This is a genomic window from Leifsonia sp. TF02-11 (assembly GCF_017565305.1).
In the GTDB taxonomy this organism is placed as follows: domain Bacteria; phylum Actinomycetota; class Actinomycetes; order Actinomycetales; family Microbacteriaceae; genus Leifsonia.
Window position 1 is genome coordinate 189,761 of record NZ_JAGEKP010000003.1, and the last position, 14,449, is coordinate 204,209.

General features: G+C 70.7%; 19 protein-coding genes and 1 riboswitch. Of the genes, 11 read left to right on the top strand and 8 right to left on the bottom strand.

Annotated features, from left to right (window positions below; all coding sequences use genetic code 11):
- Window positions 1-32 precede the first annotated feature (32 nt).
- The 4 genes from JNB50_RS03010 to JNB50_RS03025 all read left to right on the top strand — a co-directional run bounded on the left by JNB50_RS03010 (window position 33) and on the right by JNB50_RS03025 (window position 3,168).
- Complete coding sequence (locus tag JNB50_RS03010) at window positions 33-1,142, top strand: type III polyketide synthase (RefSeq protein WP_208038626.1); 1,110 nt, start codon at window positions 33-35, stop codon at window positions 1,140-1,142.
- A complete protein-coding gene (locus JNB50_RS03015) occupies window positions 1,139-1,669 on the top strand; it encodes an isoprenylcysteine carboxyl methyltransferase family protein (RefSeq protein ID WP_208038627.1) in 531 nt (176 codons plus the stop codon). Before JNB50_RS03010 ends, JNB50_RS03015 begins: the two co-directional genes overlap by 4 nt.
- On the top strand, window positions 1,666-2,715 hold the full coding sequence (locus tag JNB50_RS03020; protein WP_208038628.1) for an NAD(P)/FAD-dependent oxidoreductase: 1,050 nt from the start codon (window positions 1,666-1,668) through the stop codon (window positions 2,713-2,715). The genes JNB50_RS03015 and JNB50_RS03020 overlap by 4 nt, the downstream gene beginning before the upstream one ends.
- Window positions 2,716-2,829: 114 nt before the next feature.
- A complete protein-coding gene (locus JNB50_RS03025; RefSeq protein WP_208038629.1) occupies window positions 2,830-3,168 on the top strand; it encodes a hypothetical protein in 339 nt (112 codons plus the stop codon).
- A gap of 64 nt (window positions 3,169-3,232) precedes the next feature.
- On the opposite strand, the gene JNB50_RS03030 is transcribed toward JNB50_RS03025, so the two are convergent.
- The 3 genes from JNB50_RS03030 to JNB50_RS03040 form a co-directional block, all read right to left on the bottom strand.
- Window positions 3,233-4,906, bottom strand: a complete 1,674-nt coding sequence (locus JNB50_RS03030) for a hypothetical protein (protein ID WP_243767943.1) — start codon at window positions 4,904-4,906, stop codon at window positions 3,233-3,235.
- Between the two features lie 83 nt (window positions 4,907-4,989).
- Window positions 4,990-5,934, bottom strand: a complete 945-nt coding sequence (locus JNB50_RS03035; protein WP_208038630.1) for a hypothetical protein — start codon at window positions 5,932-5,934, stop codon at window positions 4,990-4,992.
- A 4-nt stretch (window positions 5,935-5,938) separates the two neighbouring features.
- Entirely contained in the window at window positions 5,939-7,168 is a 1,230-nt protein-coding gene (locus JNB50_RS03040) for an MFS transporter (RefSeq protein ID WP_208038631.1), read from the bottom strand.
- Window positions 7,169-7,300: 132 nt separating this feature from the next.
- Here JNB50_RS03040 and JNB50_RS03045 point away from each other — a divergent pair, with 132 nt between their 5' ends.
- Both JNB50_RS03045 and JNB50_RS03050 read left to right on the top strand, forming a co-directional pair.
- Window positions 7,301-7,759 carry a MarR family winged helix-turn-helix transcriptional regulator gene (locus JNB50_RS03045; RefSeq protein ID WP_208038632.1) on the top strand — a complete coding sequence of 153 codons (459 nt, stop codon included), beginning with the start codon at window positions 7,301-7,303 and terminating at the stop codon, window positions 7,757-7,759.
- A 74-nt stretch (window positions 7,760-7,833) separates the two neighbouring features.
- On the top strand, window positions 7,834-8,187 hold the full coding sequence (locus JNB50_RS03050) for a nuclear transport factor 2 family protein (protein ID WP_208038633.1): 354 nt from the start codon (window positions 7,834-7,836) through the stop codon (window positions 8,185-8,187).
- A gap of 12 nt (window positions 8,188-8,199) precedes the next feature.
- Here the strand turns inward: JNB50_RS03050 and crcB are convergent, their stop codons facing one another.
- The 3 genes from crcB to JNB50_RS03065 all read right to left on the bottom strand — a co-directional run bounded on the left by crcB (window position 8,200) and on the right by JNB50_RS03065 (window position 9,632).
- Complete coding sequence (gene crcB / locus JNB50_RS03055) at window positions 8,200-8,577, bottom strand: fluoride efflux transporter CrcB (RefSeq protein WP_208038634.1); 378 nt, start codon at window positions 8,575-8,577, stop codon at window positions 8,200-8,202.
- Window positions 8,574-9,011 (bottom strand): CrcB family protein, encoded by a 438-nt coding sequence (locus tag JNB50_RS03060; RefSeq protein ID WP_208038635.1) that lies wholly within the window; start codon window positions 9,009-9,011, stop codon window positions 8,574-8,576. The genes crcB and JNB50_RS03060 overlap by 4 nt, the downstream gene beginning before the upstream one ends.
- A 21-nt stretch (window positions 9,012-9,032) precedes the next feature.
- Window positions 9,033-9,107: riboswitch (Fluoride riboswitch) on the bottom strand.
- Window positions 9,108-9,632, bottom strand: a complete 525-nt coding sequence (locus JNB50_RS03065; RefSeq protein ID WP_208038636.1) for a universal stress protein — start codon at window positions 9,630-9,632, stop codon at window positions 9,108-9,110. It lies immediately after the preceding riboswitch.
- Between the two features lie 101 nt (window positions 9,633-9,733).
- Here JNB50_RS03065 and JNB50_RS03070 point away from each other — a divergent pair, with 101 nt between their 5' ends.
- The 3 genes from JNB50_RS03070 to JNB50_RS03080 are packed head-to-tail and all read left to right on the top strand — an operon-like array spanning window position 9,734 to window position 11,335.
- The gene (locus JNB50_RS03070; protein ID WP_208038637.1) at window positions 9,734-10,165 is read left to right on the top strand and encodes a phage holin family protein; all 432 of its coding nucleotides are present in this window, start codon (window positions 9,734-9,736) and stop codon (window positions 10,163-10,165) included.
- Window positions 10,162-10,365: a hypothetical protein gene (locus JNB50_RS03075; protein WP_208038638.1), complete on the top strand. Its 204-nt coding sequence runs from the start codon at window positions 10,162-10,164 to the stop codon at window positions 10,363-10,365. Before JNB50_RS03070 ends, JNB50_RS03075 begins: the two co-directional genes overlap by 4 nt.
- A complete protein-coding gene (locus tag JNB50_RS03080; RefSeq protein ID WP_307794581.1) occupies window positions 10,355-11,335 on the top strand; it encodes a YihY/virulence factor BrkB family protein in 981 nt (326 codons plus the stop codon). The genes JNB50_RS03075 and JNB50_RS03080 overlap by 11 nt, the downstream gene beginning before the upstream one ends.
- A gap of 87 nt (window positions 11,336-11,422) precedes the next feature.
- On the opposite strand, the gene JNB50_RS03085 is transcribed toward JNB50_RS03080, so the two are convergent.
- On the bottom strand, window positions 11,423-12,142 hold the full coding sequence (locus JNB50_RS03085; RefSeq protein ID WP_208038640.1) for a hypothetical protein: 720 nt from the start codon (window positions 12,140-12,142) through the stop codon (window positions 11,423-11,425).
- Between the two features lie 604 nt (window positions 12,143-12,746).
- Here JNB50_RS03085 and JNB50_RS03090 point away from each other — a divergent pair.
- Both JNB50_RS03090 and JNB50_RS03095 read left to right on the top strand, forming a co-directional pair.
- Window positions 12,747-13,106, top strand: a complete 360-nt coding sequence (locus JNB50_RS03090; protein ID WP_208038641.1) for a YciI family protein — start codon at window positions 12,747-12,749, stop codon at window positions 13,104-13,106.
- Window positions 13,103-13,765 carry an NUDIX domain-containing protein gene (locus tag JNB50_RS03095; RefSeq protein WP_208038642.1) on the top strand — a complete coding sequence of 221 codons (663 nt, stop codon included), beginning with the start codon at window positions 13,103-13,105 and terminating at the stop codon, window positions 13,763-13,765. Before JNB50_RS03090 ends, JNB50_RS03095 begins: the two co-directional genes overlap by 4 nt.
- Window positions 13,766-13,791: 26 nt before the next feature.
- Here JNB50_RS03095 and JNB50_RS03100 read toward each other — a convergent pair whose 3' ends face one another.
- The gene (locus tag JNB50_RS03100) at window positions 13,792-14,412 is read right to left on the bottom strand and encodes a LysE family translocator (RefSeq protein ID WP_208038643.1); all 621 of its coding nucleotides are present in this window, start codon (window positions 14,410-14,412) and stop codon (window positions 13,792-13,794) included.
- Between the last annotated feature and the right edge of the window lie 37 nt (window positions 14,413-14,449).

The following is a 14,449-nucleotide window of genomic DNA, read 5'->3' on the forward strand; positions in this document are numbered from 1 at the left end:
GCGCAAACCGTCCCCGGTGGTACGTTTCGCATGTGAGCCGTATTGTGGCCGTGGCGCCCGTGCTTCCCGCCCGCAGCTACAGCCAGGGCGAGATCACCGCCGCCCTGCTCGCGATGATCACCAGCGACCCGCGGCGGCAGGCTGTGATGCGGCGCATCCACGCCGCCAGCGGTGTCCAGACCCGCAGCCTCGTGATGCCGCTCGAACGGTACAGCTCGCTGGGGTCGTTCCGTGAGTCCAACGACTTCTTCATCGCCGAGGGGACGACCCTGGCCGAGCGGGCCGTGACCCAGGCGCTGGCGGCCGCCGGCCTCCTCGCGACCGATGTCGACTTCCTGCTCTTCACCTCCGTCACCGGCATCGCCGCGCCGTCCATCGACGCCCAGCTCGTGCAGCGGCTCGGGATGCGACCCGACGTCAAACGTCTGCCGAGCTTCGGCCTCGGCTGCGTCGCCGGTGCCGCCGGGATCGCGCGGGTGCACGACTACCTGCAAGGCCACCCGCGCGAGGTCGCGGTGCTGCTCTCGGTGGAACTGTGCTCGCTGACCGTGCAGGCGAGGGACGACTCGATGGCGAACATCGTGGCCAGCGGGCTCTTCGGCGACGGCGCGGCCGCCGTCGTGATGGCGGGAGACGAGCGCGCGCGCGAGCTGGACCTCCCCGGACCGGAGATCCTCGACACCCGCAGCCGTATCTACCCCGACACCGAGGACGTGATCGGGTGGGACATCGGCGGCACCGGCTTCCGCATCGTGCTGAGCGCGGGTGTCCCCGATGTCATCGACCGCAACTTCGCCGACGACGCGCGCGGGCTTCTCTCCGAGCACGACCTCGCGGTGGCCGACGTCGGCGCGTGGGCCGCGCACCCCGGAGGCCCCAAGGTGTTGGAGGCGTTCGCCCGGTCGCTCGACCTCCCGCCGGATGCGCTCGATGCCAGCTGGCGGTCCCTCGCCCGGGTCGGCAACCTGTCGTCGGCGGCCGTGCTGCACGTGCTGGCGGAGCAGTTGGATGCCCACCCGCCGGGCACCATCGGCCTCCTGTTCGCGCTCGGGCCCGGCGTCACCAGCGAGCTCGTGCTGCTCCGCTGGACCGGCAGGGCGCACGCCGGCCGGACGTCGCCGGAGCTCGGGGCCGCCGCGTGATCTGGTACACCGTGCTCGTCCTCGCGACGGGGGCGGAGCGGATCGCCGAGCTGGTCGTGTCGTCGCGCAACGCCCGCTGGTCGTTCGCGCGCGGCGGCGTGGAGTACGGCCGCCGCCACTTTCCGCCGATGGTGGCGCTGCACACCGGACTCCTCCTCGCCTGCCTCGCCGAGGTCTGGCTGCTCGACCGCCCGTTCCTCCCCTGGCTCGGCTGGCCGATGCTGGTGCTCGTCGTGGCGAGCCAGGCCCTGCGATGGTGGTGCATCGCGACCCTCGGGCCGCGCTGGAACACGCGGGTGATCGTCGTGCCCGGCCTCCCGCTGGTGGCGCGCGGCCCCTATCGCTGGCTGCACCACCCCAACTACGTCGCGGTCGTCGTCGAGGGATTCGCGCTGCCGCTCGTGCACTCGGCGTGGATCACCGCCGTCGTCTTCACCGTGTTGAACGCGGTGCTCCTGCTGGCTTTCCGCATCCCCTGCGAGAACCGCGCGCTCGCCACCTCCGAGGCGTCCGCCGCCCGCGCATGACCGCGCCGCAGCTCGTGATCGTGGGCGGAGGCCCGATCGGGCTGGCGTGCGCGATCGAAGCGCGGATGGCCGGTATGGACGTCGTCGTGGTCGAGCCGCGCGACGACCCGATCGACAAGGCGTGCGGCGAAGGCCTGATGCCGGGCGCGCTCGCGGCTCTGCACCGCATCGGCGTGGATCCTCCCGGCCATCCGCTGGCCGGGATCGCCTATCTCGACGACGGCCGGCGAGTGGAGCACCGCTTCGCCGACCGACCGGGGCGGGGCGTGCGGCGTACCGTGCTGCACCGCGAGCTCGCCCGCCGCGCCGCCGAACTCGGCACACCCGTCGTCCGGGACCGGGTGACCGGCGTGGTGCAACGGCGGGATGCCGTGGAGTTGACTCTCGGGGCCGACGGCGCGCAGACGCTCGAGACTCCGTGGGTGATCGCCGCCGACGGTCTCCACTCGCCGATCAGGCGCCTCATCGGCCTGGAGGGGCGAGCGCAACGTCCCGGCCGGCGCCGGTACGGGCTGCGCCGCCACTATGCGGTGGAACCGTGGACCGATCTGGTGGAGGTGCACTGGTCGCCGCTCGTGGAGGCGTACGTGACCCCCGTGGACGACCACACCGTCGGCGTCGCGGTGCTCGGGCCTCGCCCGCTCGGCCAGGACGCCTCGATCTCCGGGATCCCGGCCCTCGCCGAGCGACTGGAGGGCGCCCCCGCCGTCTCGGATCCGCGCGGCGCGGGTCCCCTGCTGCAGCGGTCGCGATCGAGGTCCGCGGGCCGGGTGCTCCTCGCCGGCGACGCCTCCGGCTACGTCGACGCTCTGACCGGCGAGGGGATGCGTGTCGGCTTCGCGCAGGCGCGCGCGGCCGTCGCGGCGGTGCGGGCGGGGAACACGGAGCAGTACGAGCGGGCGTGGCGCGCCACCACCCGCGACTTCCGCATCCTCACCACGGGACTCGTCGTCGCGGCGCGCTCGTCGCTGCGACCCCGCATCGTCCCCGCCGCGACGGCTCGCCCCCAGCTCTTCGGGGCGATCGTGGAGCGCCTGTCCCGCTGACGGGCGAGCGCCCGCAGCCCACACCGGTCGCGCGGGAAACGCGCACCCGGCGGCCAGAGACATCAGGTAGTATGCTGCCGACAGATGACACATGCAATATGTTTGCGAGGTGCGATGACCAACCACGACCAGCCCGATCGCGGCGCCGAAGCGCAGCTCGACCAGGACTCCACCCCACTGGCGGAGTTCCGGGTACGCCCGACGGCGGTCGCCGAGAAGGCGGCCCCTGCCCGACGCACGAGCGTCACGTTCTATCTCAGCGAAGGCCTCCGCAACCGCGCGCGAGCGGCCTACCGTTCCACCTCCTTCGAGGAGCAGGACAGCAGCTGGTCCGAGATGATCAACAAGGCCCTGATCGCCGAAGTCGAGCGCCGCGAGGCCGAGTACAACAGCGGGGAGACCTTCGCAGCGAGCGAGGAGCCCCTCTCCCCCGGTCGTCCGATCGGGTTCTGAGCGACGTCACGGGGGCGGGCCGGCCTGTGCGACCGGCCGCCCCCGTCGCGTCATCCTTCCTGCTTCATCGGGTGTGGTGGCGGCGCTCACGGTTGGCCGCGCCGAACACGGCCAGCGCACCGAGCAGCGCGAGCAGGGCACCGAGCGCGCCCAGAGTGAGCGCATCCGAACCTGTCGACGCCAGGGCGGTCGTCGCACCGGATGCGGTCAGCATCGTGGCACCTCCTGCGGACGCGACCGAGACGGTGCCCCCGGTGGACGGCCCGGTCGGGGTCGTCGGCGTGGTCGGGGTCGTCGGCGTGGTCGGTGTGGTCGGGGTCGTCGGTGTGGTCGGCCCGGTCGTCGAGCCGGTCGTGGTGCTGTCGCCGAGCACGGCGATCGCGTCACCCGAGACCGTGATCGGCAGCGACAGCGCCACGGGCAGCTGCAGGCCGCCGAGGATGCTGCCGGTGCCGCTGGTGGTCGATCCCGTCGGCGTGGATCCGGTGCCGCCGGATCCGCCCGTTGGAACGGCCGCCGACGAGCCGCTGCTCGTCGCGTTGCCGAGCACGCTCACCGCGTCACCCGTCGCCGTGACCGGAACCGCGGCACCGATCGGGGCCTGAAGGCCGGACAGGATGCCGCCGGAACCGGAGGTCGACCCTGCGGAGCCCGCTGCGGCGGAAGGAACCGTCGCCGACGAGCCCGACGACGTCGCGTTCCCGAGAACGCTCACCGCGTCGCCCGACGCCGTGACCGGAAGCCCGGCCGAGACCGGAGCCTGAGCTCCGGACAGGATGCCACCGGACCCCGACGTCGCCCCGCCCGAGCCGCTCGCAGCCGGGGTCGACGCCGCCGGCACAGCCGCCGACGAGCCCGACGACGTCGCGTTCCCGAGGACGCTCACCGCGTCACCCGACGCCGTGACCGGAAGCCCAGCCGAGACCGGGGCCTGAGCTCCGGACAGGATGCCACCGGACCCCGACGTCGTCCCACCCGAGCCGCTCGCAGCCGGGGTCGACGCCGCCGAAGTGGACTTGCTGCTCGTCGCGTCACCCAGCACGCTGATCGCGTTGCCCGACGCCGTCACCGGAGCCGCGACTCCGATCGGCGCCTGGAGCCCGGACAGAATGCCGGCGGCACCCGAGGTCGAAGCATCCGACGCCGAAGCCGGCGCACCGGTCGACGCCGCCGGCGCAGCCGTCGACGCACCCGACGAACCCGCGTCGCCCAGCACGCTGATCGCGTTGCCCGATGCCGTCACCGGAACCGAGACAGCGATCGGCGCCTGCGCCCCGGAGAGCACGCCGCCCGCTCCGCTGGTGGACGCGCCGCTGGTCGGTGCCGCTGAGGTCGGCGCAGCGCTCGGGGCACTGGCGGCCGTCGATCCGTTGGAACCCGCGTCGCCGACGGCGCTCACGGCGTTCCCCGTGACGGCGACGGGTACCGAGAGACTGACCAGCGCTTGATCCCCGGCGGCGACGCCGCCGAGCCCGCTGGTCGAGACGGAGACGGCCGGGGCGGGGGCGGGGGTCGTCGACGATGCGCCGGCCGAGCTCCCGTCGCCCACCAGGGCGATGCCGTTTCCTGCGATCGTCACCGGTACGGTGATGCCGATGGCGGCCTGTCCTCCGGAGGCGACGCCCCCGGAACCGGTCGTGGATGGCGCTTCCGCGGCGTTCGCTGCCGCGGTGCCGGCGAGCCACAGCCCACCGACGCAGAGGGTGAACCACAACCCTCTGGAGACGTACTTGTTCATCGTTCAGCCTTTCGAGTGAGTGTCTGCGATCTCCCGGTCGGGAGGTCGGGTCGCGTTCTGCCGGAGGGCAGAGGGCGACGCACTCAGTCGGGGCTGATGTCGTGGTCGAAGAGCGGTGCAGCTGGCAGGTCGTCGCCGGAAGGCAGCGCGTCGCGGCCTCCCGGAATGGTCGAAGGGGTCGCCAAAGCGTCGCCGGAGACAGCAGGGGCCGACGCGGCGCCGCCGGACGAGCCGGCAGAAGAAGACGCGCCCAGAGAACCGGACGGCACGCCGGGCGACGGCGGGTCGGAGCCGCCAGGGGGCGCACCGCCCGGAGCAGGCGCCGAAGACGCGCCCGAACCGGGAGCGCCGCCGGCGATCGCCGGCGGGAAGAGCGCGAATCCGCTGGCTGCCCACACGGCCGCGTCGGGCGCGACAGCGGTGGTGACGAACGCCGCGGGCGACTCGGTGGACACCTGTCCGGGCGCGCCCGGCTCCACGGTCGGCGTGCCTCCGACCGGAGGCTGCGACGTGGCAGGCGCGAGCGGCTTCACCGCGGTGTCGAGCGCGGCCGACACGTTGGAGACGGTGCCGTCGGCCACCGCGGCGACCGGAGCCGTCAGGGATTCGACCGGAGTGGCGCCGAGGACGGCCCCCACGACCGGGAGCTGCGAGACCGGGGTCGCCGCCACGACCTTGTCGACTGTGGCGGCCACGGGTGTCACGACGGCCGCGACCGGGGTCGACTCGGCAACGTGGTCGACGACCTGCGTGACCGGCTGGACCACCTGGGCCACTGTCGAGCGGACGGGCGCGGGCAGCGCGGGCGCGACCGCGGACGTGACCGCGTGCGCCGTTTCGCCGACACCGGTGGTGAGGTTCGACACGACCGAACCCAGCGGGTCAGGCGCGGGAGGCTCTGCGGCGTTCGCGGAGCCGCCGCCGAACAGCAGACCGAGGACGGTGACTCCGCCGCCGAGGACAAGAGCGCCGATCAGAAGCCGCAGTGGAGTGAGGGAGGAGCGCCGCACCTCGGGCACATCCACCACACGATCACCCCCTGATCGTCGGCCTTCCATTCGAGACAGTGGTGAGCGTACTCCTCTGTCTACCTTCTTGGAAGAGCCTGTTGCGCATTCGCGCCGCGATCAGGATCACGACGAGCGCGGCGACCGTCATCGCAGCCCCGACCCAGAGCGGGGAGGCGTAGCCCAGCCCCGCCGCGATGGTGAGTCCGCCGAGCCAGGCGCCGAGCGCGTTGCCGACGTTGAACGCGGCGATGTTCGCCCCCGAGGCAAGCGTGGGTGCGTCTTCGGCCGAGCGGAGCACGCGGAGTTGCAGTGCCGGTACCGTCGCGAACCCGGCGGCGCCCATCAGCATGAGTGCGATCACGGCTCCGACCGGCAGTGGGGCGACGACGGCGAAGAGTCCGAGGATGACGGCGAGCGCCGAGAGCACGACCGTCAGCGTGCCGTCGATCGAACGGTCGGCGAACCGGCCGCCGACCGCGTTGCCGACGAAGAGCCCGACACCGAAGAGGATGAGCAGCCACGGAACGGCCGCGGCCGGGAAGCCGGACAGGCCGGTCAGCGTGTAGGCGATGTAGGTGAACGCGCCGAACATCCCACCGAATCCGAGCACTGTCGCGGCGAGCGAGAGCCACAGCTGCGTGGAACGGAACGCCCGCAGTTCGCCGCGCAGCCCACCGCCCGCGCCGGCGCCGTCGGCGGCCTGTCCCGCCGAGCGCGGCACCAGGACGGCGAGTCCCACGAGGGCGATCACGCCGATCGCCGTGATGGCCCAGAACGTCGAGCGCCAGCCGAACTGCTGCCCGAGCAGGGTGCCGAATGGAACGCCCAGGACGTTCGCCGCGGTCAGCCCGGTGAACATGATCGCGATGGCGCGCGCCTTCTTGTCCGGCTCGACCATCCCCGCCGCCACCACGGACCCGATGCCGAAGAACGCGCCGTGGCAGAGTGCCGCGACGATCCGTCCGGCGAGCATGGTCGGGTAGTCGGTCGCGACGGCCGACAGCGCGTTGCCGATGATGAAGAGCACCATCAGTCCGAGCAGGACGGTCTTGCGCGGCAGCCGCGTGACGGCCGCCGTCAGGCCGACCGCACCGATCGCGACGGCGAGCGCGTAGCCGGAGATGAGCCATCCGGCCGCGGCGGCATCGACGTGGAAGTCGGCGCCGACCTCGGGAAGGAGTCCGGCGATCACGAACTCGGTGAGGCCGATGCCGAATCCGCCGAGAGCGAGGGCGATGAGTCCGACGGGCATGGGAACTCCTGGGAATGTCGAGGGTGGTGGAGACGAACGCGTACCATAGTTACTTGCAGACGCGTCATAAATAGTTGCACATGCAATTATCTTGTGCAACCCCGCGTCTGCCACCGACAGTGAGGAGACCCCGTGGGCATCGCCGACGACGCCGTCGAAGTGCGCGCACAGGGCTGGCGAACGCTCGCCGCCCTCCACAACTTCATCGAGAACGAACTGGAGCGGGCGCTCTCCCGCGAGGCCGGCCTCTCGGTGGTCGAGTACACCGTGCTCGACGCCCTCAGCAGACAGGACGGCTGGCACATGCGCATGCAGCAGCTCGCGCGGGCCAGCGCGCTCAGCCCCTCCGCCACCACCCGCTTGGTCAACAGGCTCGAGGAGCGCGGCCTGCTCACCCGCGTCGACTGCCTCGACGACAGGCGCGGCATCTACACCGAGCTCACCGCCGGCGGTCACCGGCTGCTCGACACGGCGCGCCCGGTGCACGACGGCGCTCTGGAGGCGGCCCTGCAGGAGGCGCACAGCATCCCCGAGCTCGCGCCGCTGCTCGACGCCCTTCCGCAATTGGCACTGGCCGGGGCGGCCGGCTAGCGACCTCACGCGCAGAGCGGCGCCGAACTGTCAAGTCTGGTGGGCCCGCGCACGCAGGGCGTATAACGGGGTTCATGGCCGACGCGATCACGACCTGGATCGACCGCTACCGCACCGCGTGGGAGTCCAACGACCCCGACGACATCCGTGCACTCTTCACCGAAGACGCGAGCTATCGCACCGAGCCGTTCGCGGAGCCGTGGGACGGCCACCTCGAGATCGTCGAGGGCTGGCTGGACGCGCAGGACGACCCGGGGTCGGTCGACTTCGAGTGGCGGCTGCTCGGTCAGGACGGAGCGCAATACTTCGTCGAGGGCGTCACCGATTACCACGACGGCCCGACCTACTCGAACCTGTGGGTGATCCGCCTGGCCGCCGACGGGCGAGCCGAGGAGTTCACCGAGTGGTGGATGGAGCAGGAGGCCTGAGCGCCTCCCGTTTCAGAAGAGACCTCCCAGCCACAGCCCCAGGCCGGCCGCGGCGAGCGCGAGCAGGAGCATCCCGACGCCGTTGACGAACGCAGCACGGTACCGTCGCTGCTGCGCCAGCCGAACCGTCTCGTAGCTGGCCGTGCTGAACGTGGTGTAGCCGCCGAGGAATCCGGTGCCGAGGATCGCCCTCCACTCGGGCGGGAGACCGTGGGCCGCCGCGAGCCCGGTCACCAGACCCAGCAGGAACGATCCGGTCACGTTGATCACCGTCGTGCCGAACGGGAACCCGATCCGGAAGCGTGCGCGCAGCACGCCGTCGAGCACCAGTCTCGAGACCGCGCCGAGGCCGCCGGCGACCGCGACGGCGAGCGCGAGCAGGGGCGTCACCGGCGGGCTCCCCCGCGCCGCGCGATCGCGGCAGCCGCGGCGATGCCGGCGACGGAGGCGAGCGCGCCGATCACAATGGTGGCCGCTGCATAGCCGATACCCGACACCGGGGCGTTGGCGACGAACAGCCCGTCCGTGTCGACCGCGAACGAGCTGTAGGTCGTGTAGCCGCCGAGGATGCCCGTTCCCGCGAACAGGCGCAGGTCGCGCCGACGCCCCGCGTCCGGCCCGCGGAGGGCGAGGGCCTCCAGCAGCCAGCCGAGCACGAACGCTCCCGTCACGTTGATGACGAGGGTGATCAGCGGGACGCCCCCGACCGTCGGTACGGCGGCGGACAGCAGGTAGCGCACGGTGGTGCCGATCGCACCGCCGACGAAGACGAGCAGCACGGACCGCCAGTGCAGATGCACGGGCAATGGAGTTCTCGCGGACACGCGGCATCCACCCTTCAATGATGAAGCGCAGGAACTATCAGCGACCGTCGCGGTTCGGGCACGCGTGCCCCGGCGAGATCCATCGCCGCTGGACCACTATACCGGCGGGTCCTCCCAGGGCAGCGCCTGGGACCCGCTGACCGGCGCCAGGGGCACGACGATGATGGGCCGGTGCTGCCGGTGGGCGAGGTGGACCGCGACGGACCCGTTGAAGAACTCGCGGAGGCTGCCGCGGAGTCCCGCCTCGCGCGTTCCGACCACGATGTAGCGCGCGTCCATCTCGTCGGCGAGACGCGCGAGTGCCCACGCGGGGTCACCCGCGAGCTGCTTCAGCGTGTAGGGAACGCCGCGACCGTCCATCACCTCGCGGATGTCGGACTCGAGCTCGGGGTCGAACGTCTCCTCGTCCACTTCGGGGAGGTCGGGGTCGTACGGCAGGGCCACAACCGTGCCGTCCACGTAGCTCGAGACCAGGTAGCGGTTGGGATCGACGTTCGCGCAGACCAGCGGCACATCGAGATCGTCGGCCAGCCGGGCCGCCTGGTCGAGCACCGCGGTGGGCTGGCCGGGCACGACCGCCACGAGGACGCCGCCCGAGCCGGTGCTGCCGTTGCCGCTCATGCCCCTAGTGTGCACCATCCCCTGCTGCGCATGATGGTCCTCCCTTGGCTCGTCACCACCGGTGGGGTACGTTCGAACCCGAAAGCCAGGGAGGCCACGGAATGAGCGAACACAAGACCGCGCTCCCCCGCGAGCGCCGCCGGACCACGCGCGGACTGCGGCCGCTGCCACAGCTGACGCGCGACGCGACCGCCCAGCTCAAGCACCTCCTGACCGCAGAGTTCGCACTGTTCAAAGCAGAGATGGCGGCGAAGGCGAAGGCCGCGGGCATCGGCGCCGGCCTGCTCGTGGGCGCCCTCGTGCTCGTGTTCTTCGCGCTGGGCGTGCTCGTGACGGCGGCCGTCTTCGCGTTCAGCCTGATCGTGCCCGGCTGGCTGGCCGCGCTCATCGTCGCGGGCATCCTCATCGTCGTGGCGATCGTCCTCGCGCTCGTCGGACGCGCGATGCTCAAGCGGGGAGTACCTCCGGTCCCCGACGATCTCGGGCCGGAGCTGAAAGCCGATGCGCAGGCACTGCGAGGGGAGCAGCCGTGAGCGGCAAAGGGATGAACACGCTCAAGCTCGAGCTGGAGCAGACGCGCGACGAGCTGGCGACGACGCTCGACGACATCTTCGCGACCTTCAACCCGCTCGTGCAGATCCGTTCGCACCCGGTCGTATCGGCCGCCGTGTTCCTCGCCGTCGTAGGAGGTGCGGCCGCCCTCGTGGCGCGAGGACTCTCGCGTGGCCGCTGACATCTCCTGGCGACGCCTTCCCTGGGGATACATCCTCAAGCGAACCCTGCGCAGTTTCGGCCGGCACGCCTGCACGGACCTCGCCGCCGGCCTCACCTACTTCGGCGTGCTCTCACTGTTCCCGGCGATGATCGCGCTGGTCAGCATCCTGGGGCTGGTGGGCCAGAGCCAGGCCGGCATCGATGCGCTCTTCGGGATGGTGGACGAGCTGGCGCCCGGAATGCTGACCGTGGTCAAGCAGCCGATCGAGAGCCTTGCGTCGTCGCCGGCGACCGGCTGGGCGCTCGTGATCGGCGTCGTGGGCGCGATCTGGTCGGCATCCGGCTACGTGGGCGGGTTCGGCCGCGCTCTCAACCGGATCTACGGCGTGCAGGAGGGTCGGAGCGCGTTCGCCCTGCGCCCCGTCCAGCTCGGGGTCACGCTGGCGTCGCTCGTACTGATCGCCGTGGTGGCTGTGCTCCTGGTGGTGTCCGGACCGATCGCGGAGGCCCTCGGCAACGCTCTCGGCCTGGGAGAGGCGGCGAAGACCGCATGGTCGATCCTCCGCTGGCCCGTGGTCGTCGTGGCGCTGGTCCTCCTGGTCGCCCTGCTCTACTCGGCGACCCCGAACGTGCGCCAACCGCGGTTCCGCTGGCTGACGCCCGGCGCCGTCGTGGCGATCGTCGTGCTGGGGATCGCGTCGACACTGTTCGCGTTCTACGTGGCGAACTTCGGCAGCTACGACAAGACCTATGGCACCCTGGCCGGGATCATCGTCTTCCTGCTGTGGATCTGGATCGCGAACGTCGCGCTCCTCCTCGGCGCCGAGCTCGACTCGGAGATCGCGAGGGCGCGCGACCTGGTACGCGGCGCCCGCGTCGAGGAGGGCAGGGTGCTTCCACTCAAGTCCGAGAAGGCGATCGAGAAGGCGAAAGATGCCGACGCGGCAGACGTCCTGGCGGCGCGCGCGATCCGGCGGCGGTTCCGGTAAGGGTGTCCGCGTCTGCACCCAGGCAGGCGACAGGCACGGACAGGAGGGTGCTGTGATCCTCGTGCACCATCCCTGTCCGGTCACGGATCAGCCGTGGTAACTGATCTTCGGCCCGCTGTGCCCGCGCTTGCGGCCGAAGTCGTACCGCACGTCCTTCGGAACCTCGGACTGCTTGGCGACCAGCAGGTTGGAGCCGTGCTTCTTCCACGGGTTCTTCCTCGGGGTGTGGATCTTGTCGTAGCTGCGTTGCTGCGCTTGCGGCCGACTCTTGGCTTGCTCGGCAACGGACTCCACGAACGACTCGGAGACCCTGGTGTAGGACTCCTCCGCGACGGGGTCGGCCGTGGCCGAGTCGGGGAGAAGGACGATCACGACCGGGTCGTAGTCCGGTTGCCGGTTGTCGCCGGCAGCGGTGAGGTCGAGCCCCTTCTCTTCCACATTCGCCGGAGTGCTGCACGAGGCGGCCGTGGTGAGCCGGACGTCAAGGATCGTGATCAGACAGATGTCACCAGCATTGTCGACTCCCGTCCAGAACGACTTCGCGCCCTCCGACCCGAGCTTCTGCAGGGTGCTCCGATCGATCCCGCCCCTGATCAGCTCATCGGTGTCGATGGTCGCCGGGAATGCGTCCGCGGGCTCATCCAATACGGCGATTACCCGCTCCGGAGACGGCCCATCGGGCCGAGCATCCGCTGTCGCGACGGTAACGCCCACCGATGCGCCGATGCCGACCGTGAGCACGCATGCGGCAGCGCCCAGAAGCACCCGGCCCCGGCTACCTTCGAGGGTCAGCTGATCGCGTAGCATGTCAGTCCGATCTGCCCCGTGGTCTTTGCTTGAGCGTTGGCCCACCAGCAATTGCTGTAGCCAGGGCTGTACGGAGTGTGCACGAAGCCCAGTCCTCCGCCCTTTTCGCTGGAGGCTCCCGCGAGCAACCAGCCCGCTCCAGCCGTGTTTGTCAGGTGGAACTGGAAAATGTTCGTCGCTGCGGACCCCTGCGCACCACGAATATTCAGCGGTGACTTAGTCTGTCGGATCTGATCGCGGCTCGAGGCGAGCATGTCCGCGTAATAGGTGTTCTTCGCTGACGCGGCAATGGGAACCGCCGTGGCCCCCAGGACGATCGAGAGGACTGCAACACCGGCGACCTTCGCTCTCCACCTTCTCGGAGACTCCTGCTCCACGTAGTTTCTAAACCTCACGACTTGTGTTCTCCGTTCTTACGTCGGCTGCTCCTGGCTCCCACACGGAGAGCCGGATCTTTCGTGAACAGCACACCAGCGATCATAAAGCATGTGAAGTTTTACTCACAACCACTTCAAGCGGAATCGATATTGTCGAATCCGGCGTCGACCGTTCGACGTTCCGGTGAACGACTCACATCGACGACACGCGACAGAGAGGACCGATCATGGCTCAGTTCGCCATCTTCATCTACGGCAATGGGATCGCCGGAACACCTGAGGAGCTCGCCGAGCACGACCGCCACACGGAGGACATGATCCGTGACGGCGAGCTGGTCGCCGCGTTCGCGCTGGCCCCGTTCACGGAGTCGACCTCGATCAGGGGCACCGGCACGACCGACGGCCCCTACACCGAGTCGAAGGAGATCATCGCGGGACTCGGCATCGTCGAGGCCGCGGATCGGGAGGCCGCACTCGCGATCGCGCGTCGCAACCCGGCGACCTGGCAGGGTGGCGGGGTGGAGGTACGCGAGGTGATCGGAGGGTACATCCGCTCGGAAGGAACGCCCGATACGCTCACTGCATGAGCTCTGACGGACGACCCGGCCACGACCTCCCCGACAGCCGCGGCCGCACAGGCCTCAACCGCACGGGACTCGACACCACCGGCAACCCCGACGTGCGCATCCGCGACGTGGAGGTCGTCTCGGACGGGTGGCACGTCCTCCGTCGGACGACCTTCGACTATCGCGGCCGCGATGGCGCGTGGGCCACGCACTCCCGGGAGACCTACGACCGCGGCAACGGGGCGACCGTGCTGCTCTACGACCCCGTCGGGCGCACGCTGCTGCTCTCGCGCCAGTTCCGCCTCCCCGCCTACGTCAACGGCCACCCCGACGGGATGCTGGTGGAGGCCGCCGCCGGACTCCTCGACGGCGACGCGCCGGAGGAGGCGATCCGCAGGGAGGCCGCCGAGGAACTCGGTGTGCAGGTGGGCGCGCTCGAGCACCTCTTCGACCTGTTCATGAGTCCCGGCTCGGTCACCGAGTGCGTGCACTTCTACGCAGCCGAGTACCTTCCTGCCGCGATCGTGGGAGGCGGCGGGCTCGCCGAGGAGGGCGAGGAGATCGAGCCGGTGACCGTCGGGTACGACGAGGCACTCGCCATGATCGCCGACGGGCGCATCGTCGACGGCAAGACGGTCATCCTGCTGCAGTGGGCGGCGCTGAATCTGTTCGAGCGCTGATTGTCTTCGAGCGCTGACGCGTCGCGTCAGCCGTGGAGGAACCGCTCGACCAGCAGGCTGGTGCCGATGAGCACCATCATCGCTCCCGACAGCTTGGCGACGACCACCAGGGCGCGCGGGCGTGAACGGAGCAGCCGGCGCGCCAGGAGGGCGACGACCGTGTAGATCACGGCGATGTCCGCGAGGTGCAGTGCGCCGAGCACGAGCATCTGCGCCGCGGCGGGCATCCCGCCCGGGCTGGTGAACTGCGGGAGGAGCGCCAGCAGCAGGAGCAGCCCCTTCGGGTTGATGCCGCTGACACCCGCGCCGCGCAGGAACTGCGCCCGCGCGCTGCCGGCGATGGGCTCGCCGTGCGGGCCGACCGGCTCCACGCGGCGCAGGAGGGCGTTCATGCCCAGCCAGATCAGGTAGGCGCCACCGCCCACGGTGAGCACGGTGAGGACCACCGGGTACTGCGTGACGAGCGCACCGACGCCGATGGCGACGCCCGCGATCACGATCGCGTAGGCCGTCAGCATTCCGAGGATGGACGGCACCACGGAGCGTGCGCGCAGGCCGGCGCCGATGACGTACGCCCAGTCGGCTCCGGGGGTCAGTGCGAGCAGGACGGCGATGGTCCAGAACTGCGCGACGAGTGCGAGGTCCATGGCGGAGAAGCTACGCGAAAGAACGCGAAAGGTGCTT